Genomic DNA, 24,212 nt, shown 5'->3' on the forward strand with positions numbered 1-24,212 from the left:
TTAATTATCCCCTGTCTTTAATGCTGACGCATCCAAATCGGCGACAGTGGTAAAGCCTGCTTTATTCGCCGCAATTTGTGCAGGTGTCTTGGTTTTCTTAATACGATACCGATGATCAAGAATACTCAATACTGCACCAAACGCCATAATCAGAGCGCCTAGCCATATCCAGCGGATAAGCGGTTTCACATAAATACGTACTGCCCATTCATTGCTATCTTCGGCGATAGGTTCGCCCAGTGCCACGTAAACATCACGCATGAGGCTAGCATCAATCGCGGCTTCTGTGACTGGCATCATACTAATGATGTAATTACGTTTTTCAGGATACAGAGTAGTCACAGCACGGCCATCTTTGCTGATTTCAACCTCAGCTTGGGTGGCATCAAAGTTACTGCCTTTGACTTCACGAAAGCCTTTAACGGTAAAGTCATAGCCTTGGACATGAACACTATCGTTTGGTCCAAGCGCGACATCACGTTCAATACTTAACGTACTGGTAAATGCGACGCCGATGACGGCAATAATGACACCAATATGAGCAGTCTGTTGACCCCAATAGCTCAGACGTAACTGGCGTAACCCTTTAACAAAATTGGGTGCGTTTTTGGTTTTGTCTTTGAAATCAACCACCATCCATAGCAGTACCCAAAAACTGACCGCCAAGGTAACGCCAATATTAAGCATCGCAGACGGGCTCACAAAATACGTGATAACTGCCGCAAGCACTAAACTACTGGCGGCAATGACCATACCAGCGCCCAATAGCGGACGGCTGTCTTTTTTCCAGCGAATGTTCGAGCCCATACCCATTGCCACTAATATCAGCCACGTTAGCGGTACAAATAGCGCATTAAAGTAAGGAGGGCCGACAGACACCTGACCTAAATTAAAGGAGTCAGCAATGATAGGATACAGCGTGCCGAGTAATACGACCAAAGTCGAAATCAAAATAATAACGTTGTTAATGACTAAAAATGACTCGCGTGAGATCAGTTGATACTGACTTTCGACCGTTAAACGCCAACCACGTACCGCAAACATCAACAAGCCACCGCCGATGATCACACCGAGAATGACTAGAATGACCAGACCACGCGTTGGGTCAGCGGCAAACGAATGCACCGAGGTAATAACGCCAGAACGCACGAGAAAGGTGCCCAATAGACTGAGTGCGAAAGCAAAAATCGCCAGCATAATCGTCCATGCTTTAAAGACACCACGTTTTTCTGTAACGGCAAGCGAATGTAACAGCGCAGTACCAGCCAGCCATGGCATCAATGAAGCGTTCTCTACTGGATCCCAAAACCACCAACCACCCCAGCCAAGCTCGTAATAGGCCCACCATGAGCCAAGCGCGATACCAACGGTCAAAAAGCCCCAAGCCGCCAATGCCCACGGACGCGACCAGCGTGTCCACACTGCATCTAAACGACCTTCCCACAATGCCGCCATACAAAAGGCAAACGGCACGACCAAACCCACATAACCCATATACAGCATCGGTGGGTGGATAATCAAACCGAAATCTTGTAGCACAGGATTTAGATCCGCACCATCAACAGGTAAGTTTGGCAATGTACGATCAAATGGCGACGAGGTAAAAATCAGCATCGCGAGCATCATCATCTGCACGCCAGCCAAAATTACCAACACTCGCGCACGCATAGACAGTGGCAAACCACGGCTAAAGTAAGAGACCAGCGCACACCAAGTAGCCATGATGGTCATCCAAAGCAGCAATGAACCCTCATGACCACCCCAAGTTGCCGACAGCTTATAATACCAAGGCAACAGCGTATTAGAATGCTGAGTGACATAGACTAGGCTGAAGTCATTATAATAAAAGCCTGCCATCAGCGCGGCAAATGATGTGATCATGGCAGCAAATTGTGCCCACGCCAGACTTGGTGCCAAACGCTGCCACGCAACGTGGTCACGCATGATACCGACGGTTGGTAATACCACCTGCAAAATCGCCAATATAAAGGCGGCTAGCAAGGCAAAATAACCCAATTCTGTGATTAACATACGGTCTAACCTTGTTTACCTTAATACGGTCATTGTTTATTTTAGGGATTGGTTTTTTAGGATATTCGAAAGTATCCAGTAATCGTTACTACGAGTATTTATACTGCTGGTCTTTATCAGGGCGTATTAAACATTCACAAATAGGCACTGCTGATTGCGAAAACTGTTCTAGACAAAGCGTAAAACGACAGTAATGCTCGTGCCTTAACTAGGTTTATAACGCACTGCTCATATAGATCTGGGAGGCAGTTTTCACATCAGCTCGAAGAGACAGGACTCTTTTTTACCATTTCATGGTTAAAAAATAGTCTCTGTCAGTGCCATGGTCGAATATTCAACACGCCCTAGTATTATTTATTATAAAAGCGCCATTAGCCATTGCAGCTGAGGGCGCTTACAGCAAGGTACATTAGCGTCAACTTGTCACGTTTCTGTATCCACTCTGTATGCGATGTGTATAAAGGACATAAAAAATGCGTCATTACTGAATCGCAGGAAAAAACACTAAGACCAGATGCAACCAGCCTGCTAAAAACCCTGTCAAACCACCCAACACGATTAATGTCATTTCATCTTCACGAAAAGCGGGACGTAATAAGTTCTGAAACTCATCTGGCGTCAGCGCGCGAATACGGTCACGAAACAGCCCAAATATTTTACTGGCACGGCTTTCATTGAGCTCAGGATCTCGCAATGGCACCATTGTCGCAACAATTGACTTATCAATGATGGTGTTTTTTAGCTGTCCATATTCGCGGCGACCCAAGCCTAGGCGCAGTGTCGTACTAATCACTGGCGACTCTAGCACTTTATATAAATGCGACTTCATCAACTCACGCGTTTGCGCAGCACGGTCGCCATACATCATCTCATTCATGATGTTCTCAAGCGTCACCAAATCTTTTACGACAATCTCAGCAAAAACCTCAGAAACCTCCTCTTGGCGTTTCATAAAACCGCCTTGCAAACGGTACTGGGCGATATGTGGTAATTGCGGTCTAATAAAGGGAAAGCGACTCTGGACGGCAAAAAACTTCACATAAGGAATAAATCGCGGCTCTACAGGATTAAACACCATCCAAATAGCAATCCAATTGGTAAGAAAACCCCAAATAGCGGCAAAAAACGGCACTGTCCAATGCTGCGGCACCACCAAAAATATAAACATTTGGATAATACCGAAGACCAAACCAATCAAAGCACTGATATGCCAAATAAAATCGATCTCTTTTTGACCAACCTTCAAAAACATATTGACCATTAAACGACGATCACTTTCCATCGTGTTAACAATCATTTTGCGCATATCAACCAAGTCTTCGACGTTATGGGTCAAGTCAGTCACCAAAGACTGCATGATATTGGGCAGCTCTTGATGCGCTTGAGCATAGACACGGCGCTTCAACGCATAAGGCAGATTACCCCACAGCGCTGGCGAATGGTCCAACATAATTTCATCAATCAATGCTTCAAGGTTTTTGTCCACGGTATCCGTGATAAATACCGCCATCTGCTCAGGTTCCATCGCCTGAAAGAACTCATCAAGCGAACCAAGCTTTGATAGCGTTTGATCCACGATAACGCCTGATATCTTGCCAGCCTTTCGTGGGACGATACCTTGCCAGCCAATACCCGGCAACCCAAAAAACGGGAAGTTTGGAATACGAATACCCCGAAACTTAATCGGATAGAACAGCATTTTAAGCGCCATCCACACGTGTATCCATGTGACAAATGCGGTCACAGGCGGAATAGTCAGCATGGCAAAAAACTCTGGGTGTTCAGCTATTGTCTGCCACAATGAAGTTGCATCCATGACTTATCTTGCCCCTGACAGGTTAATTGTCGTCGCTAATTAAAAAGGATTAGCAAATTAGAACGCTTAACAAAAAGCCGCTCTGCCCATGATAATTATTATCAAATAAATCGCCTGATTTTAGCATACTTGCCATTCATTAGCACACGTCGAGCCTAGGTAAGTTGTGACTAGGGATGACACGTTTTACTATTACTTTCGATAGTAACAATATTAATATCATCTACAGGCGCTTTAGATAATAACGACCACAAAATAAATGGCGGTGTACTGCGGCGGCTCATTTGTTCTGTTATAATTTGTGATTGTATGACCGCACATCGCTGTATATAGATTGAGGGATTATTATTTCAACTCATATCAGTCCATGTAATTGAAATTCTTATTATTATCCTTTATGCTCGCCGCACTTTGATGAACGACCCTGCCCTTTTACTCTCTTTTATTGACTCACTGACCGTTTGGGCTCTTACTTTCTATGAATAAACCGCTAACCCCCAATACTGAACAGGTCAATCGTGTTTTCACCAGTCGTATTATTATCCTTGGAATTCTGATATTTATTGGATTGAGCGGCTTGATCGTGCGTTATGGTTACCTGCAAGTCTATGCGCACGATAAGTATACGACGCAAGCAGACAATAACCGTATTAAGCTGATCTCTGCACCGCCCAGCCGCGGCTATATTTATGATCGCAATGGGATCATACTGGCAGACAACCAGCCCGTATTTACGGCCATGTTAAGCCCTGATGAAGTCGAAAATCCAGAGCGTACGCTAAATTTGCTTGCGCCTATTTTTGAGCTAACAGATGAGAATATTACCGATATTTTAGCGCGACTGAGTAAAAGCAAAAACGATCCTGTGACCATCAAAATTGACTTAACCGATGCCCAATTGGCGCAGTTTAGTGAGCGCAAACCCTTTTTTCGCGGTGTGACCATTCAAAGCAAGCTGACACGTTCATACCCTTATGACGAGCTATTTGCACACGTCATCGGCTATGTTGGGCGTATCAATGATAAAGAAACCAAACGCATTGACAAAGATCGCTACGCTGGCACTGACCTTATCGGTAAAATCGGTATCGAAGATTATTACGAGGATATATTGCTAGGGCAACCGGGTTATCAGTCGGTAGAAACCGATGCTCTTGGCAATATTTTGCGTCAATTAGACACTAAACCACCCGTAGCTGGTAATGACATTACGCTGAGCTTAGATTATGGCTTACAGCAAGTCGCCCAGCAGCAGCTAGACGGTCGTCGCGGCGCTATCGTGGCAATCGATCCAAAAAATGGCGATGTATTGGCGTTTGTCAGTAATCCAAGCTATGACCCCAACCCTTTTATCTCAGGCATCTCCTTTAAGGATTATGGCAATCTGCGTGAAGATCTGGATCAGCCGCTCTATAATCGTGCGCTACAAGGGATGTATCCTCCTGCCTCCACTATTAAGCCTTTTGAAGGCTTAGGCGGCATTCATTATGGGCTGCGTAATTGGGAAACCACTATCTATGATCCCGGTTATTTTAGCTTACCGGGAGACTCACATCGATTCCGTGACTGGAAGCGCGGTGGTCACGGGTCAGTAGATCTTAAAAAATCAATTATGATGTCGGTGGATACCTATTATTATAAATTGGCCTATGAGATGGGCATCCAGCGCCTACACGATTGGATGACACGCTTTGGATTTGGTGAGCCGACAGGCATTGATTTGCCCAATGAAAAATCAGGAATTATGCCATCACCGAAATGGAAAAAAGACACCTATGGTAAAGGCTGGTTGCCGGGTGAAACCATCTCAGTCAGTATCGGGCAGGGTTATTTCTTAGCCACACCATTACAGATTGCCAATGCAACCGCCATGACAGCGAATAAAGGCTATCACATTACTCCGCATCTACTAAAAAGTAGCGATGGTGCAGCACAAGTTAACGTAATCACTAAACCAGATGGTAAAATTGACTACAATGGCAAACCCTCTGACTGGTTACGTATGCATGATGCGATGGAAGATACAGTCAAAAGGGGGACTGGACGTGGGATTTATACGCCGCGCTATCGTATTGCGGGCAAAACAGGTACTGCGCAAGTCAAGTCCATTGCGCAAGGCAAACGTTATGATAAATCTGCCATAGACAAACGTCACTGGGATCATGCTTGGTTCAATGGTTTTGCACCCGTAGAAAATCCTGAGATTGCGCTTGCCGTATTGGTCGAAAATGGCGGTGGCGGTAGTAAAGTCGCTGCACCGATAGGTCGCGCACTATTTGACTACTGGATATTACAGCGCAAAAACGACCCTATCTTGCCACCAACGGCTGATCAACTAAAAGTCATCAAACGCCAAAAAGCTTTTGAAAAATTGATGCGTGATGCCCAGCGTGAAAAAGAAGAAAAAGCGCTAGAAGAAAAGGCAGAGGCGGAAGCAGCTACGGCCACTACGACCTCTGAGTAAAAATACGCTAAACGAGATACGGTACATATAAATATTATGAAAAAATCTATAAGCAGCCGCGAGCATAGGAACAATCATAAGAGCAAAAATATAGCTGCGGGCGACGTGCGGATCATTGGTGGTCAGTTTAAACGCCGTGTTGTACGGTTTATCGACGCAGAGGGTCTACGTCCGACCCCAGATCGCTTGCGAGAGACGCTGTTTAGCTGGCTACTTCCTGATATTCATGGCGCTTATGTGCTTGATAGCTGTGCCGGTAGCGGTGTCTTAGGTTTTGAAGCACTGTCTCGTGGTGCCGCGCATACCACCTTTATCGAAATAAATCCTGCGCAAAGTAATATGCTACGTCAAAGTGCTGAACAGTTGCATCTGAGCACTGATACCCATCAAATTATCCAAGGCACTGCAGAGAGAGTATTGATGCAAGAGCAGATTGTTCCGCGCCCTTTTAATATTGTATTTATCGATCCACCGTATGCTCAAGATCTGTGGCAACCTATTTTAATGGCATTGATTACCCAGTCATTAATTGATAGTGAAACCCTGATTTATCTAGAAGCGGATAAAGATTTAGAGAGCCAATTGAAGCAACTGGAAGAGACGCTTAATAAAAATCCAGATATCCAATCAGGTACTATTCAGCAAATAATCCGCTTTGAATGTGTCAAACAGACCAAGGTTGGACAAGTTGTTGCTGGACTTTATCGTTTATCATCGTCATAATTGTCGGGTTAATGCCTGCCATTAACAAATTTTACAAATGTTTAGAACCGCTAAAAACTGGCCAACGCTGCAGTTTAATGTATATAAGGCGAAAATAAACCCCAATGCAGCTTGCAAGCGTAGGCACTACTGCTTATAATGTGCAGTCTGTTTTTTGAGAGCCCCGTTCCCAGCTAAACTCTCAACGAATTCTAATTTTAAGGTTTTATCATGAAAACACTTAGTGCAAAACCAGCTGAAGTGACCCATGACTGGTATGTCGTAGATGCTGACGGCAAAACCCTTGGTCGCTTAGCCACTCAAATCGCTAGTCGCTTACGTGGCAAGCATAAGCCTTCTTTTACGCCGCACGTTGACACTGGTGACTTCATTGTTGTCATCAATGCTGATAAAATCACGGTAACGGGTAAAAAAGCGCAAGATAAAAAATACTATCGTCACAGTGGCTACCCAGGTGGTATCAAGGAAACCAACTTCAGTAAGTTGCTTGCACATAAGCCTGAAGATGTTCTACACAAAGCAGTTAAGGGTATGCTTCCAAAGGGCCCTCTTGGCTATGCGATGATCAAGAAGCTGAAGCTATATGCGGGTACTGAACATCCACATACTGCACAGCAACCTAAAGAACTAGACATCTAAGGATATACTTATGGAACGCAATTACGGAACTGGTCGCCGCAAGACGTCTACTGCTCGTGTCTTTTTAGCTAAAGGTACTGGTAGCATCGTTGTTAACGGTAAGCCACTTGATGAGTATTTTAGCCGTGAAACTTCACGTATGGTTGTTCGTCAGCCTCTAGAATTACTTGACTCACCTACTGCTTATGACCTTTACATCACTGTAAAAGGTGGCGGTATTAGTGGTCAAGCTGGCGCAATCCGTCACGGCATCACGCGTGCATTGATTGAGCTAAACGAAGCCAACAAACCTGCACTAAAAGCAGCTGGCTTTGTTACTCGTGACTCACGTCAAGTTGAACGTAAGAAATTGGGTCTACGTAAAGCACGTAAACGTCCACAATTCTCGAAACGTTAATCAAAGCTATCTCTTATCTTTTTGCGGCTGTTGTCTTTATCTCAGAGCGACAGTCATAATATTAAAGAAAAGAGTAGATTTGCAAAACCTTATAAGCTGTTCGCAGCTTATAAGGTTTTTTTATGGCTGATGACTTTTGCATTTGCTCGTGATTTTGTGCGTAAACCACCTTGCAAAGCAATGCTGACTACCCCATCATGATGATAACTTTTCATTATTAGTAACAATTTTATGAAAGCGCCTGAACAATACGACCCCAGCAAACCATCTGCCAAAAGCAGCCTGCCACTGCCAAGTACACAGCAGCCTGCTAAGTCCCCAACGATACCTGCTGGCATGCCAACGATTACCCAAAATCATAAGCGCACAGCACCCATAGAAAAAAAGCCTTTTCAATGGCAGTTTTTGTTGCCTAAATATTGGGGCATTTGGCTATTGGCAGCAATGATCTTACCCATCATATATTTGCCGCTACGATGGCAGTTTTGGCTGGGACGTCAGCTGGGCATACTTATCTATAAAATAGCAGGCTCACGTCGGCGTGATACGCTTATCAATTTGAAACTGGCTTTTCCAGAAAAACCAGACGTCGAGCGCGAATTGATGGCAAAACAAGTCTTTGTCAATCAGGGCATTGGTGTTTTTGAAACCTTATGCGCTTGGTATCGTCCAAATGTTTTTACTCGTACCGTTTCAATTTCAGGATTACAGCACGTTATCAATGCACAGAATGAGGGTCGTCCTGTTATTTTACTGGGCGCTCATTATACGATGCTTGATCTGGGCGGCATGCTCTGTACGCAATTTTTTCCGATGGATGGGATGTATCGACCGCAGAATAACGCGCTACTTGATTGGTTTGTTTATAATGGTCGTGCCAGTATTCTTAGCAAGCAAATAGCCAGTCGTGACATGCGCAGTTTTGTTGAATCAATTAAAGCCGGTCACGTGATTTGGTACTCACCTGACCAAGATTATGGTCTAAAACAAGGCGTCATGGCACCATTCTTTGGTGTGCCAGCAGCGACTATTACAGCATCACGGCGCATGGCAAAATTGGGCGACAAGGCACATCCACCCGCATTAATGGCGCTGCATACTTACCGGCAGACACCAGACAGTTTACCCAAAGGCAAACGCCCGCACTATCATCTAACGATTACCCCAGAAATTCAAAACTATCCAAGTAACGATGAATTGGCTGATGCGATGCGAGTCAATGAGTTGCTAGAGGGGTTGATTCGTATTGATCCCACTCAGTGGATGTGGTTCCATCGTCGTTTCAAAAATGGTCCTGATGGTCGTACTGATATCTATAAGTAAGCGTGTATTGCTACGAAAGATCGCCAGAAAATTTGCTATACTTTGCAGCTTATATTTTTTATATTACCTACATATAAATAACAATGAATTTATAATAAATTGAAAAACAAAACTTTTATAAATAAAACCTTGATGAACCAAATAATGGATTTACCATGAATAACACTCATATTTCTGACAACCAAGCTCCTGATCACTCAACGCAAGCCAAGCGTATTTTGACGGGCATCAAACCGACGGGTACCTTACATTTAGGAAATTACGTTGGCGCGATTCGTCCAGCCATTCAGTCTATCCAAAACAGTGATGACGAAGCATTCTTTTTTTTAGCAGATTACCATGGCATTATCGGCTGTTATGATCCTGCTATTATTCATGAATCGACCAAAGCCATTGCAGCGACTTGGCTTGCCTGTGGACTTGATCCTGAGCGCGTCACTTTTTACCGTCAATCAGATGTGCCGGAAATACCAGAGCTTGCTTGGATTTTGAACTGCTCATGTGCCAAAGGTTTAATGAATCGTGCTCATGCTTATAAAGCAGCTGTTGATATTAATATGAAAAAAGAAGACGTCGATCCTGATCAAGGTATCAACATGGGATTGTTTGGCTACCCTGTACTCATGGCAGCAGATATCTTGATGTTTAATGCCACACATGTGCCTGTCGGTCGCGACCAAATTCAGCATGTTGAAATGGCACGTGATATTGCTGGTACCTTTAATCATCGCTATAAAACGCTCTTTACCTTACCATTTGCCGTTGTAGATGACGATATCCCATTACTAACGGGTTTGGATGGTCGCAAGATGAGTAAGAGCTATGGCAACACCATTCCGCTATTTGGTGATTCTAATCCACAAGTTAGCGCCGAAAAGCAGATGCATAAGGCCATCATGAAAATTGTGACCAACTCACAATTACCTGCTGAGCCAAAAGACCCTGACGACTCGGCTATTTTTGAGATTTATAAAGCCTTTGCGACCCCTGCTGAGATTGCCGATATGCGCGCGCAGTTTGCTGCTGGTATTGGCTGGGGCGATGCCAAGCAAGCCCTGTTTGAGAAAATAAATACGGAAATAGCACCCTTCCGCGCGCGTTATGAGCATCTTATGGCTAACCCAAAAGAGCTAGAAGAAATCTTACAAATGGGTGCAGAAAAAGCCCGTCGTCATAGCCGTAAGCAACTAGATAAAGCGCGTCGTGCCATTGGTATCCGTCCACTTGCCAAACTTAAATAATCATTTGATTATGTTAACCAAGATGGATACTAAGCGTGCAGACTGAGCTAAAAAATGAACAAGCGGCTTTACCAAAAGCCGCTCTTCTTTTAACTGTGCCTCAAGCCTCTGATTCTTTAGATATTAAGCGCGCGCACGACGGCTCAGTTATCAATGATATGTCTTTACGCATTTACCAGACATCCGTACAACATCTACCAGAAGATCTCTATGTGCCGCCGCAAGCCTTTGCCATTTGGCTTGAGCAGTTTGCCGGACCATTAGACTTTTTATTATATTTGGTCAAAAAAAATAATGTTGATCTGACCCAAATGCCGATACTACCCATAACTGAGCAGTATTTGGCTTACATCAGCGAATTAGATACCGAGCATTTTGAATTGGCAGGCGATTATCTGTTGATGGCGTCCACGTTGATTGCCATTAAAACCGAGCTGTTGCTGCCCAAACCTGAAACTCCGAGCGATGAGCGTGATCCAAAAGCAGAACTGATTGAGCGCCTTGAAGAATATGCGCAAATCAAAGTAGCCAGTCAACGCTTAGATAATCTGGTGCGTCTTGAGCGTGATGTGTTTTTAGCCATGGTCAGTATGCCCGGTCAAGACGTCATGAATGCGGAATTACCTAGCTATTCGCCAAACCTTTTGATTGACAGCTTATTTAAAATGCAACTGCAGCCCGATTATCAAATGCATACCATTAAAGTCGACGCTGTTCCCCTTGCTGATCGTATTGCCAGTATTAGCCGACAGCTCAGTACGGATGGTGAGCACTCTTTTTATGAGCTACTAGATAAAACACAAGGTAAAATAGGTGTGGTTGTCAGCTTCGTCGCCATACTAGAGCTGATAAAACGACAGTTGGTTGGTATCGTAAATACTGAGTTAGAAAGTCACCCTACCACTGACAATAATGATGCTGAAGACAGTCATATTAAACCCTTAACGTTACAGTGGTTGGCATAGTTATTATCGACCTGTCTATTCCTATAAATATCGATACACATTATCATTTAAAAAGAGTCGCTTTCTAATGACAGATACTGACAATACCAAGCAAGATTATGACAAACCACCCTCATTATCTAGCGCTTTACTGTCATTGACCGATGAGCAGCGACAGCATCTAGAAGACTTAAGCAAGCATATCGAAGTGCTATTACATGCGTCCGAAGCGCCCCTCACCGCCACTGTCTTAAGAAAACACCTGTCTTTAACGGCTAAAGAGCTAACACAGGCTTTGGCGCTACTAAGACAGCGCTTGGATATGGGCGTACTAAGCTTGCACGAAACTGCCAGCGGTTATCGACTGCAAATCGCGAATAACTATAGTGCATTAATTCAACGCGTCTTCCCGCAGCGCCAAGAACGCCTGAGCCAAGCCTTACTTGAGACGCTTAGTGTGATTGCTTACAAGCAGCCAGTGACTCGTAGCGACATAGAGCACGTGCGCGGTGTCACGCTATCGAGCAATATACTGCGTCAGTTGTTCGATAAAGGCTGGATTGAAGAGAAGGGCTACAAGGAAACCTTGGGTCGCCCAGCATTGCTACATACCACGCCACAATTTTTAGATGCCTTTGGACTGAGTGAGTTGAGCGAGTTACCACCGATGCCAGATATCAGCGCCATCAAAGCGATGTCTTAAGCCTTTAGAGCGTGAAGCCTTTAAAAAGCGTTAAGCAATTAAAACATAGTATAGAAAAGATTTAGCATTATTCTCCAGAGAATCTTTATTCAAAAAAAAAGACAGATCGCATAGGATCTGTCTTTTTTATTTAATCAATAAAGCCGTTGATTAGCCATTAATAATTGGCTCTTGCTAACGGCCTATTATTGATTGATAACATCAACGCCTTTTGGTGGCGTAAACTTAAACTGACTGCTACTGATGCTTGGGTTTAGTTTGATACTACTGAATTTGATGGAAGTGGTTTGACCAAGGCTGTCATTTAGCACCATCATTACTGGCTTCCCACCACTAAAACTCATTGATAAGCTCTTAAAGCTGGCACTGTCTGATTTTGGGTACAGCACGTAGTAATTTTTATTGTCATATGGCTGGGTAATTTTAAAATTCTTGTCAATTTGGCTTGGGTCGCCTGATAACAGCAGTGCTGGTGTATTGCCAACTTGGCTGTCAACGTTTTGCTTGGTCGCTTGCTCTAAATCCTTGTCATAAACCCACATGGAGTTACCATTAGCGACGATCAGTTGCTGTGATGGCGACTTTGTTTCCCAGCGGAAATTATTTGGGCGTTGTACACTCATCGTACCCGTAAAAGTACCACTGTTGGCACCTTTGGTCGTTTGGCTAAAGTTAGCCGTCATGCTTTTGGTATTTGTCAGCAGCTTGTTTAAACGTTTGGCAGCGGTCAAATTATCAGCTGGTGCAGCAGTAGCTGATTGTGTCAATACCATCATCGGGGCTGCAACACCAAGCGATGTCATTAATACACCAGCTAAAGCACCGTTCATCATTTTTTGTTTTAAAGTTGTTTTGTTGGTTAATAAAGTCATCATAAATCCTCTCTAAAAATGCATAATCGCTTAAAAATTGTCGCTTTAAAATAAGACATCTTATTAAAATTTTTGTTTTCCATAAATGTTTATCTAGCAACCATAAAACGGGTGCTTATAAACAATGACAACAGTGTGCCAGTTTTTTTATTACACGCCTAGTCATGATTTGCAATCTTTACTACCGCTGCCATACACGCTTGTAACTACTCTTTTGAGCATTTTTGTGATCATAAGTGGCTACACAATCGTAAAGCGCATGGATGGTGAGTTTTTTGACTATTCATTATTTTCTAACGTTATTTACTAATATTGTTTAGCAGCATAAAGCCAATTTAGCATCCTTAACCCCTACGAAAATAACTAAAAAAAAGCCCCTACTACCAAACGGTAATAGAGGCTTTTAGTCATCGGATTATTTTAGTCTTTGACTAAAATAACCTAGATGGGCAATTATGCGCTTTCAACCATTACATAACGACGGTTGAACTTACCTTTGGTCGCAAACTTTACTACACCGTCATTCAGTGCAAATAAAGTATGATCACGACCCATGCCAACGCCTTCGCCTGCGTGGAATTCTGTACCACGTTGACGAACGATGATGTTACCAGCTGTGATAGCTTGGCCACCAAAGATTTTAACGCCTAGCATTTTTGGGTTTGAATCACGACCATTACGGCTTGAACCGGCAGCTTTCTTATGTGCCATGGGAAAATCTCCTTGTTAATTTGACTTATCGCTGATGCGATAACTCTTAAGCATTTAGTGCACTATTTAGCAGTAATTGCTAAGTGGATAATTAGGCATTAATAGCTTTGATTTTTAACAAGGTATACCATTGGCGGTGACCTTGCTCTTTGTGATAATGCTTACGACGGTTGTGCTTAACGATACGAATTTTTTCGCCGCGACCATGTTCAACCACTTCAACTTCAACGCTAGCACCTTCAACGATAGGCTGACCGATTTTGACAGTCTCGCCGTCAACAATCATCAACACATCTTCGAATTTAATTGTTGCGCCAGTTTCTGCTTTTAGTAGTTCAACTTTAAGCAACTCATCGACAACTACACGGTGCTGTTTACCACCAGTTTTGATTACTGCGTACATTGTATGACTCCGTTTAACCCGTGTGCCGTGGCTGATGTTATACCAACGCTTTTACGACGAACACGACAGGGAAAAATTAAAGGCAAGATTTTACGGCTTTTTGCTCATAAAAGCAAGCCGTCTATCTCACTTGTTTAACTGGTTTTTGTAAGGCAGTTACACGAATAACCACCTCACTTTTTATTATATCTACTGCTGATTAAGAGCGCATCCAAGATGCTACTCCAACAAAAAAACACTATATAATAATAGCGGCTATTATAACTTATATAATCAGCGACTTACAGCCTTTTATACATCTCTTAAACGACCTTAAATGTCACCGATAAATGACCATTAATTCTAGTGAAATTTCAGCCAATTTTTACAGTTTTTATGTCAATTTCTATATATAGTAAATCTTATGCAAAAGATAGGCGCGATGTTTTAGGCACGTTTTAACCCACAATCTAAAGGCATAGCTATGCTATTATAGAAAATAATGCCTGACCTATCTATAAAACTAAGGCTATAAAAAATTCTCTTTATTCTTATTAATATGACTATTTATTATGACCAGCATCCCTTCACATAAAACAGATTCAATGACTCAATCAACGCCTAATTATGCTGATATTCAAAGTATCGTGGCGGATGATTTTGAGATTATGGACAAGCAAGTATTCGGTAATCTTAATTCCAAAGTTCAGCTGGTAATGAGCGTCTCGCAGCATGTAATCAATGCTGGTGGCAAACGTATGCGCCCGCTGATTACCTTGTTATGTGCACGCATGTTTGAGGACAAGCCCTCAGAAAAAGCCATGCATCTAGCCGCTATTACTGAAATGCTGCATACAGCGACCTTGGTTCATGACGATGTGATTGATGAGTCAGGACAGCGCCGTGGTAAGCCAACTGCTAATGCCACTTGGGATAATGCCACCGCGGTACTAGTCGGTGACTATCTGATTGCTCGCGCCTTTAATTTATTAGTTGGCTTCCAAAGCTTACCACTGTTGCAAGTATTCTCAGATGGCACCTGCGATATCGCTGAAGGCGAAGTATTGCAGCTCCAGCATCAGCACAACCCTGCCGCGACAGAAGAGGACTACTTGCGCATTATTGACGGTAAAACCTCGCGGCTGTTTATGATGGCGACTCAAGGCGCTGCAATTTTACAAGACAGAATAGAGTATATGCAGGCTTTAGGCGATTTTGGTCAGCACTTTGGCAATGCTTTTCAAATTATCGATGATGTGCTCGACTATAGTGGTGATAGTGAGGTAATGGGCAAAAACCTAGGAGACGACCTCGCTGAAGGTAAGCCAACCCTACCGACCATCAAAGCGCTTGAGCTGCTAAAAGATAGCGACATCAAAGGCTATGAGCAGTTGCGTGTCGCTGTACAAACTGGGAAGACACCGAACGCTGAGCAGCTTATTGAGTTAGTGCGCCGCTCAGGATCATTAGATTACTGTAAGCAGCGGGCTTGGGAAGAAACCAAGCTGGCGCAACAAGCACTGAGTACGTTACCTGACAATCGTTATCGCACAGGCTTATATCAATTGACTGAATTGGCTAGCGCACGCTTGCTGTAGTCAGTATCGTCATAACAGTTGTCAATACTTGCGGATAGTAGCCATTAGCTGTTGATAAAGACCATTAATGAGTAATTGTGTTAATGGTCACAGTTAATAGTTGCTAAAGTTTTTGTTTTGTTGGCAAACCTTATTTATCATTCATTAAAGACCTTACAATCTATATGGTTATGCTATTTTCACAAAAGTTTACAATTATTTCTCATTGACCGTTGTATGACTGTACATTAGCTGTTAATGAAGATGGCGCTTGCCATGACAGCATTTAATGCATTCACAAAAGCTGATATTACGATTTCTAACCATAAATCCTGCGATCAACTACTTGACTGTGGGGTTATCCCGATAGTTTATAATTACTCGTTAACTTTACTAATCAAGGTTGTGGTTTGGCTACAGCTTTGATGCTTAAGATTCTTACACCGATACTTGATACTTATATCGCTATTAGAGGTTCTAATAGTGATGTTTGGCTAAATTCATATTATTAAGAACAAATTTAGCCGAGAAAGTAAAGATCATTAGAATCAATACTCATTTTTATATTCAATACGCTTAGATTTATTGATAAACTTTTTATACTGTCATTACTTATTTTATACCTATTGCCGAGGACATTGATGAAGCACTCTACTCTTGCGCTTGTAATAGCATCTGTACTATCTGGAGCTGTACTGATTGGCTGTGACAAAAACGAGGACGCCGCTGGCGCAGATGCCGCACAGCAGCAGATGCCGCCTGCGGTTGTTAACGTCCAGACTGTCACGCTCGATACTGTACCCCAAGTACAGACTTTTTCTGGACGTACCACGGCTTATCAGACTGCCGACGTCCGCCCACAAGTTAATGGCGTTATTGACGAAGTATTGTTCCGTGAAGGCGGCAACGTCAAAAAAGGCCAGCCACTTTATCGTATCAATACTGATAACTACGCTTCTTCTGTCACCAGTGGTCAAGCAGCAGTGCAACAAGCACAAGCAAATTACCAGACAGCACAAGCAAATAATGCCAATGCAAAAGCCGAGCTAGCCAGCCGTCAAGCATCATTAGCACAAGCGCAAAATGATTTACAGCGCTTACAAGGCTTGGTCAGCATCGACGCCATCTCAAAGCAGCAGTATGAGCAGGCACAAACACAAGTACGTACTGCACAAGCAGCGGTACAAAGTGCGGCCGCCGCTGTTGGACAGACACAAGCAGGCATCGAAAGTGCAAAAGCAGGCATTCAGACTGCTCAAGCGGGGTTAGATGCTAGTAATCTAGATCTTAACCGTACCATCGTACGTGCCCCGCTATCGGGTCGTACTGACCGTTCTAGTGTCACCGCTGGTACTTTGGTCAGCGCAGGTCAGGCTGATCCGCTGGTGACTATCTCACGCTTGGACCCTATCTATGTTGATATCAGTCAATCATCCTCTGAGCTATTAAAACTGCGTCAGCAAATCGCTGAAGGCAAAGCACAAGCAGGAATGAACTCGGTTGAGTTGGTATTAGAAGATGGCTCAGTCTACCCAGCACGCGGCAAGCTCGCTTTATCTGAAGCAAAGGTTGATGAATCAACAGGCGCTGTGACCTTGCGTGCTATTTTCCCTAACAGCAATAACATCTTGCTGCCTGGTATGTATGTGACGGCACGTTTGACACAGAGCGTGATTACCAATGCTGCATTGGTACCGCAAAGCGCCGTAATGCGTACACCGAAAAGTGAGACGCAAGTTTACATCGTTGATGAAAATAATAAAATCCAAGTACGTCCTGTCACTATTAATGGCACTTATAAAGGCCAGTGGGTTGTCACTGACGGCTTACAAGCAGGGGACAAGATAGTTGTTATCGGCGGCTCAAAAGTTAAGCCTGAACAAGAGGTGGTCGTTAAGCCATTAGAGAATCCAAACCCAGCACCAGCTAAAGAAGGTGCCTCTAATGCCCAGACGCCGCCGCCAGCTGCTAAAGCGATGGATAAGCCAGCTAGCAAAGATGCCACTGCTCAGAAACCAGCAGAGTCTACCGCTAACTAATTCCATTCAAAGATAGGAAGACTAGGAATATACTATGTCACGTTTTTTTATTAATCGCCCTATTTTTGCATGGGTTATGGCTATTTTAGTCATGCTCATCGGGGTGATATCGGTCATTAACTTACCGATTGAGCAGTATCCACGTATTGCACCACCGACGATTTCAGTCAGCGCAAGCTATCCTGGTGCTAATGCTCAGACGGTTGAAGATTCAGTCGTTCAGATTATTGAGCAACGCATGAAGGGTCTTGATGGTCTGATGTATATGTCGTCATCGAGCTCCTCGAATGGTGCTGCATCCATTACGCTCACTTTCGAAAATGGTACAGATTCTGATACTGCACAGGTACAGGTGCAGAACAAACTCCAAGCCGCCATGAGCTCACTACCTGAGTCGGTACAGCGTCAAGGCGTCAACGTTAATAAATCCTCTAGCAGCTTTTTAATGGTGCAAGGTTTTATTTCTGAAGATGGCAGCATGGATCGTGCGGATATCGCCGATTATGTCAACTCAAACGTTGTTGACCAGTTAAGCCGTGTGGAAGGTGTTGGTGAAGTACAAGTTTTCGGTTCTGCTTATGCCATGCGCATTTGGTTAGATCCGGCGCGCTTACGTAGCTATAACATGGTGCCAGCGGATGTGGTTGAGGCAGTACGTGCACAAAACGCCCAAGTATCTGCCGGTCAGCTAGGTCAAGCACCTGCTGATACCAGTCAACAGGTTATCAATGCGACTGTCACGGTTCAAAGCTACCTACAAACGCCTGATGAATTTAAAAACATTCTATTAAAAACGGATACCGCTGGCGCAAAAGTGCGTTTAGGTGATGTGGCAGAAGTTGAGATTGGTAGTGCAGACTACGGCGTAGTGTCGCTATACAATGGTAAAGAAGCAGCTGGTCTTGGTATTTCATTGGCGGGTGGCGCAAACGCACTGGAAACTCGTGAAGCTGTTGGGGCTCGTATGGCAGAGCTGGAAGCAAACTTCCCAGCAGGTCTAACATCCGTTATCCCTTATGACACCACACCATTTGTGCGCTTGTCTATCGAACAAGTGGTTATGACACTGCTTGAGGCAATTGTTCTCGTATTTATCGTCATGTTCGTTTTCTTACAGAACTGGCGTGCGACCATCATTCCTACTCTTGCCGTACCTGTCGTACTACTTGGCACCTTCGCTGTACTTTACATCGCTGGTTTTAGTATTAACGTCTTGACCATGTTTGCCATGGTACTATCCATCGGTCTGTTGGTCGATGATGCGATCGTCGTTGTCGAAAACGTCGAGCGTATCTTGGAAGAAGATCCTGATATCTCTATTAAGGATGCTACCGTACAATCGATGGGCGAGATTAGTAAAATCGTTATTGGTATTGCGCTGATTCTATCTGCCGTATTCGTACCGATGGCATTCTTCGGTGGCTCAACAGGTGTGATTTATCGTCAGTTCTCTATCACCTTGATTACCAGTATGGTGCTATCAGCCTTAGTAGCGCTTATCTTTACCCCTGCCCTTTGTGTGACCTTACTCAAGCGTAGCAAGAGCCATGATAAAGGCAATACAGAAGAGCAAAAAGGCTTCTTTGGTTGGTTTAACCGCTCGTTTTATAAAGTCAGTCGTAGTTACGAGAATTTAGTTGGCAAAAGTTTCCGCTTGAAGTGGCTATACTTAATTCTTTATGCTGCCATTATCGGTATTATGGCAGTGGTATTCTTACGTATTCCCGGCTCGTTCTTACCAGAAGAAGATCAAGGTATTATGTTTACCTTGGTTCAGTTACCTGCTGGTGCGACGCTTGATGAAACGCAAGAAGTGCTCGATAAAGTCAGTGATTATTACAGTACCCAAGAAGGCGATAATATCGCTTCAGTCTTTACGATCGCAGGTTTCAGTTTTGCAGGACAAGGGCAGAATATGGGACTGGCCTTTGTACGTTTATCGGATTGGGCTGATCGTCCCGGTGAAGAAAACACTGCACAGGCTGTCGCTGATCGCGCCATGGGTTACTTCTTTACCCAACTAAATGAAGCACAAGTATTTGCGATTGTACCGCCAGCCATTACCGAACTTGGTAACGCCAGTGGTTTTGACTTAATGATTCAAGACACCGGTAACCTTGGACATGAGGGTCTACTCGAAGCACGTAATATGCTGCTTGGCATGGCTGCGCAAAACGACAAAGTCGCAGGCGTTCGTCCAAATGGTCAAGAAGATGCACCGCAGTTAAAAGTGAATATTAATCAAGAGCAGGCCGCTGCTTATGGCTTATCACTTGCTAGTATTAATAGCGTTATTTCTACCGCTTGGGGCTCAAGTTATATTAATGACTTCGTCGATCGCGGGCGTATTAAACGCGTCTTTGTTCAAGGTGAACCAAGCAGCCGCACTAACCCTGAAGATATTGCTAAATGGTATGTACGCAACGATGTAGGTGAAATGATTTCATTTGATGCGTTTTCTAGCAGCGAATGGCAATCTGGCTCACCGCGTCTGACCCGTTATAACAGCTTACCATCGATGAATATTCAAGGTAGTGCTGCACCCGGTCTAAGTACGGGTGAAGCGATGAGTTCAATGGAAGCAATGATGGAGAATCTGCCCGAAGGTGTGGGCTATGAGTGGACGGGTATGTCACTTGAAGAGCAAAAGTCAGGTGCTCAAGCGCCGATGCTATACGCGCTTTCAATCTTGGTGGTATTCTTATGTCTAGCAGCCTTGTATGAAAGCTGGTCTATCCCCTTCTCTGTGCTATTGGTCATTCCACTTGGGGTATTAGGTGCAGTCATCTTTACTTGGCTACGTGGCTTTAATAACGATATTTATTTGCAGGTAGGTCTACTCACAGTCGTTGGTCTATCCGCTAAAAATGCTATCTTGATCATTGAGTTTGCAAAAGAGCACCAAGAGGAAGGCTATAGTCTGAGAGAAGCCGTCATGACAGCCGCGCGTCAACGTTTGCGCCCGATTATCATGACCTCGCTTGCCTTTGGACTGGGTGTTGTGCCATTATTTATCGCCACAGGTCCTGGTTCAGGCAGTCAAAATGCCATCGGTACCAGTGTACTAGGTGGCGTCGTGACCGCGACATTGTTAGGTATCTTCTTTATTCCCATGTTTTATATTTGGGTACGTAGTATGTTCCCGTACAAATACGAGAATAATAAACCAAACGATAAAGATGATGATAATAGTACGCCTGACCCGAAAAACCCAACGCCTTCTGAGAATTATCAGCCTGCAAGCTTTGGAGACAATACACAATGAGTGTTCAGAAAACATATAACACCAACTCAGCAGCGGTAGCAAACATTGCTATCACTGCGCAACCAGCGGGCTCACATATGCGCAGAAATGCTGGTCGCCTAATCGGCTTGACCGTTTTAGCGATGAGCATGGCTGCTTGTAACACGATTCCAAAAGCAGATATGCGCCCTGTGCTTGCTGAGCCAAATATCCCTATCGAACAAACCTATGGGGCATTCGATAAAGAAACGGTTAGTAGCGCTGATCAAGCAAGTATTGCGGGTCAACGCTGGCAGAATTTTTATAGCGATGAGCGTTTAAAGGGCTTGATTGCTTTAGGGTTAGAGAACAACAAAGATTTTGAAAGTGCTCGTTTAGCAATCGAGAAAGCACGCGCACAGTATCAAATTACCGATCTTAATGATCTACCAGCGATTAATGGTAATGGTGGATACACGCGTCAAGCACAAAATAGAACCGACAAAAACCCCAATAGTAGTTATAACGTCAACCTAGGGTTGGCTAATTACGAGTTGGACTTTTGGGGCAAAATTGCTAGCTTAAAAGATCAAGCGCTACAGAATTTCTTAGCCACTACAGCGGCCAAAGATTCGACCCAAATCAGCTTGATTAGTAATATCGCTCAGAGCTATGCCAACTTGAGCTATAGCTTAGCGCAGTTAAAGCTGGCAGAAGCGACGGTTGAGAGTCGTGAAAAGTCCCTGTTTATCGCTGATAAACGCTTTGAAGCAGGCATTGATCCGAAGCTGCCATCTTTGCAAGCCAGTGCGTCATTAGAAAATGCCAAACTTGCTGTCCTACGGGCACAAAGCAGCATTTTAAAATCACGTAACGCCTTACAGTTCTTGGTGGGTGGACCGATTCCAACCAATCTAATTCCAACACCAGCAGTCAGCAACATCACTAGCCAGCAGATATTTAGTGCAGGCTTACCAAGTGAGTTGCTACGTTATCGCCCAGATGTACTGCAAGCAGAATACAACCTAAAAGCCGCTGGAGCCAATATCGAAGTGGCACGAGCGTCTTATTTCCCGTCTATCAGCTTAGCAAGTAGCATTGGGGTTAGTAGCGGCAGTTTAGATGACTTATTCAAAAGCGGCGCTGTCGGTTGGTCGTTTGGCCCAAGCATTAGCGTGCCTATCTTTGACGCTGGTCGCTTAGACGCCAATTACGATGTGGCTAAAATTGAGCGTGAACAAACGCTCACAGGCTACGAGAAATCGATCCAAACCGCATTCCGTGAAGTGTCAGACGTACTCGCGACACGAGCCACGCTGGGTGAGCAGCTCGAAGCACAATACCGTCTACAAGATAACTTTGAACAAACATTCCAGATAGCAGATGCACGCTTTAAAGCAGGTATTGCCAACTATCTAGATGTGTTAGATGCACAGCGTTCATTGTTCTCAACGCAGCAAGGTATTTTGGATTTAGAGCTACAAAAAATTGTGAGCCAAGTCGAGCTATACCAAGTGCTGGGTGGCGGTGCTAATTTGGATGTACCAACGGAGATTCCTGTACCGCATAAAAACTTAGTGCAACTAGTGAATCTACCGGCCAATAGTAATAAAGCAAAAGCGGCGAATGCTATCGATGCGGCTAGCTCAGCGCGGGTTGCTTCTGCACAAGAAGCAAACGCCATTAAACAAGCGCAACCATCGGAAACGGCTACCTTTGAGCCGACCGCTGTCGTTGACGTCAATAATGATGGCAAAAAAGATGCTGCCGTAGGAGTCGTTACCAAACAGACGACGTATAACGAAACCAGTGTTGAGCAAGTACCGGTCACGCAGATCGTTGAGCCTTAAATACTGATAAATAGTGTGAGGTGATTTCCTTCACATTGATAGTCGATAAGTACAAAAAGCCCTACCGACTTGGTAGGGCTTTTTGCTTTTTTAAGGCGCTTTTAGTTATAGTAGGGAAATTAGCTTACACATACTTTTATCCACTTATTAATGTCCGTGATATAAAAAAACATATGCTTCAAAACAGCTTATTTAATCAAGCTGATAAATAACAATGACTAAAATCTAATGAGGACAAATCATGACTTATACCTTTAACCGTCAATTCCCTGAAACTCGTCTACGTCGACTACGCTACAACGATAACGTACGCGCGATGATTCGTGAAGTTGAGCTGCATCCTAAGCACTTTATCGCCCCTGTCTTCGTCTTAGAAGGCAAAAATAAGCGCGAAGCAATCGCTAGTATGCCAGGCGTCGAGCGCTTATCGATTGACCTACTGATCAACTATGCCAAAGAATTATTAAGCGAGGGCGTCACTACCATCGACATCTTCCCTGTTATTGATAATTCCTTAAAAACACCCGACGGTAAATCAGCTTATGATGAAAATGCCCTTACTGCTCGTACCGTAAAAGCGATCAAAGATGCTGTGCCTGAAATGGTAGTAATGACCGATGTGGCGTTAGATCCTTATACTTCGCACGGTCAAGATGGACTGCTTGATGATTCAGGCTATGTGATTAATGATGAAACGGTCGAAGTATTGGTCAAGCAAGCATTGGTACACGCTCGCGCTGGTGCTGATATCATCTCGCCTAGTGATATGATGGATGGCCGTATCAAGGCCATGCGTGACGCCTTTGAAGCCGAAGGCTTTGTGAATACCGCTATTATGGCTTACTCTGCCAAATATGCTTCTGCATACTATGGCCCGTTCCGTGATGCAGTCGGCAGTGCTGGCAACCTAAAAGGTGGACACAAGAAACAGTACCAGATGGATTTCGGTAATCGTGCTGAAGCGTTGCACGAAGTGGCGATGGACATAGCCGAGGGTGCAGACATGGTGATGATTAAGCCGGGTCAGCCGTATTTAGATCTGATTCGTGAAGTTAAAAACACCTTTGGCGTACCGACCTTTGCTTATCAAGTGTCTGGCGAATATGCGATGCATATGGCTGCGATTCAGAACGGCTGGCTAACCGATGCGGTTATTTTAGAATCGTTGATTGGTTTCCGCCGTGCGGGTGCTGATGGAATTTTGACGTATTTTGCGCTAGAAGCCGCTCGTCAATTGAATAATGCGTAATATAAATTAAGCAGCTTTTTATTTATAC

General features: G+C 44.1%; 18 protein-coding genes. 13 read left to right on the plus strand and 5 right to left on the minus strand.

Going from position 1 to position 24,212, the window contains the following annotated elements:
• Together INT03_RS06615 and INT03_RS06620 are read right to left on the minus strand one after the other, a co-directional pair.
• Positions 1–2,031, minus strand: coding sequence for a heme lyase CcmF/NrfE family subunit (locus INT03_RS06615; RefSeq protein WP_055123789.1), 2,031 nt, complete (start codon positions 2,029–2,031; stop codon positions 1–3).
• 481 nt (positions 2,032–2,512) lie between these two features.
• Entirely contained in the window at positions 2,513–3,847 is a 1,335-nt protein-coding gene (locus INT03_RS06620; protein ID WP_087815527.1) for a hypothetical protein, read from the minus strand.
• Positions 3,848–4,325: 478 nt separating this feature from the next.
• On the opposite strand from INT03_RS06620, the gene mrdA reads away from it, so the two are divergent.
• The 8 genes from mrdA (at position 4,326) to scpB (ending at position 12,281) form a co-directional block, all read left to right on the plus strand.
• Positions 4,326–6,311 carry a penicillin-binding protein 2 gene (gene mrdA / locus INT03_RS06625; RefSeq protein WP_193008327.1) on the plus strand — a complete coding sequence of 662 codons (1,986 nt, stop codon included), beginning with the start codon at positions 4,326–4,328 and terminating at the stop codon, positions 6,309–6,311.
• A gap of 36 nt (positions 6,312–6,347) precedes the next feature.
• Positions 6,348–7,034 carry a 16S rRNA (guanine(966)-N(2))-methyltransferase RsmD gene (gene rsmD / locus INT03_RS06630; RefSeq protein ID WP_193008328.1) on the plus strand — a complete coding sequence of 229 codons (687 nt, stop codon included), beginning with the start codon at positions 6,348–6,350 and terminating at the stop codon, positions 7,032–7,034.
• Between the two features lie 210 nt (positions 7,035–7,244).
• A complete protein-coding gene (rplM, locus tag INT03_RS06635) occupies positions 7,245–7,673 on the plus strand; it encodes a 50S ribosomal protein L13 (RefSeq protein WP_045447009.1) in 429 nt (142 codons plus the stop codon).
• 10 nt (positions 7,674–7,683) lie between these two features.
• Positions 7,684–8,070: a 30S ribosomal protein S9 gene (gene rpsI / locus INT03_RS06640; RefSeq protein WP_045451158.1), complete on the plus strand. Its 387-nt coding sequence runs from the start codon at positions 7,684–7,686 to the stop codon at positions 8,068–8,070.
• 231 nt (positions 8,071–8,301) lie between these two features.
• The gene (locus INT03_RS06645) at positions 8,302–9,393 is read left to right on the plus strand and encodes a lipid A biosynthesis acyltransferase (RefSeq protein WP_193008329.1); all 1,092 of its coding nucleotides are present in this window, start codon (positions 8,302–8,304) and stop codon (positions 9,391–9,393) included.
• A 155-nt stretch (positions 9,394–9,548) separates the two neighbouring features.
• Positions 9,549–10,634: a tryptophan--tRNA ligase gene (locus INT03_RS06650; protein ID WP_193008330.1), complete on the plus strand. Its 1,086-nt coding sequence runs from the start codon at positions 9,549–9,551 to the stop codon at positions 10,632–10,634.
• Between the two features lie 158 nt (positions 10,635–10,792).
• On the plus strand, positions 10,793–11,599 hold the full coding sequence (locus INT03_RS06655; protein WP_226950294.1) for a segregation and condensation protein A: 807 nt from the start codon (positions 10,793–10,795) through the stop codon (positions 11,597–11,599).
• 136 nt (positions 11,600–11,735) lie between these two features.
• Positions 11,736–12,281 (plus strand): SMC-Scp complex subunit ScpB, encoded by a 546-nt coding sequence (gene scpB, locus INT03_RS06660; RefSeq protein ID WP_390890579.1) that lies wholly within the window; start codon positions 11,736–11,738, stop codon positions 12,279–12,281.
• Positions 12,282–12,466: 185 nt separating this feature from the next.
• Here the strand turns inward: scpB and lolA are convergent, their stop codons facing one another.
• From lolA to rplU, 3 genes are all read right to left on the minus strand, one after another.
• Entirely contained in the window at positions 12,467–13,153 is a 687-nt protein-coding gene (gene lolA / locus INT03_RS06665; protein ID WP_193008349.1) for an outer membrane lipoprotein chaperone LolA, read from the minus strand.
• A gap of 453 nt (positions 13,154–13,606) precedes the next feature.
• Complete coding sequence (gene rpmA, locus INT03_RS06670; RefSeq protein WP_055123782.1) at positions 13,607–13,864, minus strand: 50S ribosomal protein L27; 258 nt, start codon at positions 13,862–13,864, stop codon at positions 13,607–13,609.
• Positions 13,865–13,955: 91 nt separating this feature from the next.
• Complete coding sequence (rplU, locus tag INT03_RS06675) at positions 13,956–14,267, minus strand: 50S ribosomal protein L21 (RefSeq protein WP_010199185.1); 312 nt, start codon at positions 14,265–14,267, stop codon at positions 13,956–13,958.
• Positions 14,268–14,818: 551 nt separating this feature from the next.
• Here rplU and INT03_RS06680 point away from each other — a divergent pair.
• The 5 genes from INT03_RS06680 to hemB all read left to right on the plus strand — a co-directional run bounded on the left by INT03_RS06680 (position 14,819) and on the right by hemB (position 24,184).
• Positions 14,819–15,844, plus strand: a complete 1,026-nt coding sequence (locus INT03_RS06680) for a polyprenyl synthetase family protein (protein WP_193008332.1) — start codon at positions 14,819–14,821, stop codon at positions 15,842–15,844.
• Between the two features lie 620 nt (positions 15,845–16,464).
• On the plus strand, positions 16,465–17,862 hold the full coding sequence (locus tag INT03_RS06685; protein WP_193008333.1) for an efflux RND transporter periplasmic adaptor subunit: 1,398 nt from the start codon (positions 16,465–16,467) through the stop codon (positions 17,860–17,862).
• Positions 17,863–17,896: 34 nt separating this feature from the next.
• Complete coding sequence (locus INT03_RS06690; protein ID WP_193008334.1) at positions 17,897–21,127, plus strand: efflux RND transporter permease subunit; 3,231 nt, start codon at positions 17,897–17,899, stop codon at positions 21,125–21,127.
• Positions 21,124–22,935 (plus strand): efflux transporter outer membrane subunit, encoded by a 1,812-nt coding sequence (locus tag INT03_RS06695; protein WP_193008335.1) that lies wholly within the window; start codon positions 21,124–21,126, stop codon positions 22,933–22,935. Before INT03_RS06690 ends, INT03_RS06695 begins: the two co-directional genes overlap by 4 nt.
• Positions 22,936–23,176: 241 nt before the next feature.
• Positions 23,177–24,184, plus strand: a complete 1,008-nt coding sequence (gene hemB / locus INT03_RS06700) for a porphobilinogen synthase (protein ID WP_109589282.1) — start codon at positions 23,177–23,179, stop codon at positions 24,182–24,184.
• The last annotated feature ends 28 nt before the right edge of the window (positions 24,185–24,212 follow it).

The sequence above is a fragment of the Psychrobacter sp. PG1 genome (assembly GCF_014897815.1).
In the GTDB taxonomy this organism is placed as follows: Bacteria; Pseudomonadota; Gammaproteobacteria; order Pseudomonadales; family Moraxellaceae; genus Psychrobacter.

Excerpts from the sequence above, each read along its gene's own strand:
- rsmD (WP_193008328.1), top strand. The coding sequence starts at position 6,348 with ATGAAAAAATCTATAAGCAGCCGCGAGCATAGGAACAATCATAAGAGC.
- hemB (WP_109589282.1), top strand. The coding sequence starts at position 23,177 with ATGACTTATACCTTTAACCGTCAATTCCCTGAAACTCGTCTACGTCGA.
- INT03_RS06615 (WP_055123789.1), bottom strand. The coding sequence starts at position 2,031 with ATGTTAATCACAGAATTGGGTTATTTTGCCTTGCTAGCCGCCTTTATA.
- rplM (WP_045447009.1), top strand. The coding sequence starts at position 7,245 with ATGAAAACACTTAGTGCAAAACCAGCTGAAGTGACCCATGACTGGTAT.
- INT03_RS06680 (WP_193008332.1), top strand. The coding sequence starts at position 14,819 with ATGACCAGCATCCCTTCACATAAAACAGATTCAATGACTCAATCAACG.
- lolA (WP_193008349.1), bottom strand. The coding sequence starts at position 13,153 with ATGACTTTATTAACCAACAAAACAACTTTAAAACAAAAAATGATGAAC.
- INT03_RS06685 (WP_193008333.1), top strand. The coding sequence starts at position 16,465 with ATGAAGCACTCTACTCTTGCGCTTGTAATAGCATCTGTACTATCTGGA.
- INT03_RS06620 (WP_087815527.1), bottom strand. The coding sequence starts at position 3,847 with ATGGATGCAACTTCATTGTGGCAGACAATAGCTGAACACCCAGAGTTT.
- rpsI (WP_045451158.1), top strand. The coding sequence starts at position 7,684 with ATGGAACGCAATTACGGAACTGGTCGCCGCAAGACGTCTACTGCTCGT.
- INT03_RS06645 (WP_193008329.1), top strand. The coding sequence starts at position 8,302 with ATGAAAGCGCCTGAACAATACGACCCCAGCAAACCATCTGCCAAAAGC.
- rpmA (WP_055123782.1), bottom strand. The coding sequence starts at position 13,864 with ATGGCACATAAGAAAGCTGCCGGTTCAAGCCGTAATGGTCGTGATTCA.
- INT03_RS06695 (WP_193008335.1), top strand. The coding sequence starts at position 21,124 with ATGAGTGTTCAGAAAACATATAACACCAACTCAGCAGCGGTAGCAAAC.
- INT03_RS06650 (WP_193008330.1), top strand. The coding sequence starts at position 9,549 with ATGAATAACACTCATATTTCTGACAACCAAGCTCCTGATCACTCAACG.
- rplU (WP_010199185.1), bottom strand. The coding sequence starts at position 14,267 with ATGTACGCAGTAATCAAAACTGGTGGTAAACAGCACCGTGTAGTTGTC.
- INT03_RS06655 (WP_226950294.1), top strand. The coding sequence starts at position 10,793 with ATGTCTTTACGCATTTACCAGACATCCGTACAACATCTACCAGAAGAT.
- mrdA (WP_193008327.1), top strand. The coding sequence starts at position 4,326 with ATGAATAAACCGCTAACCCCCAATACTGAACAGGTCAATCGTGTTTTC.
- INT03_RS06690 (WP_193008334.1), top strand. The coding sequence starts at position 17,897 with ATGTCACGTTTTTTTATTAATCGCCCTATTTTTGCATGGGTTATGGCT.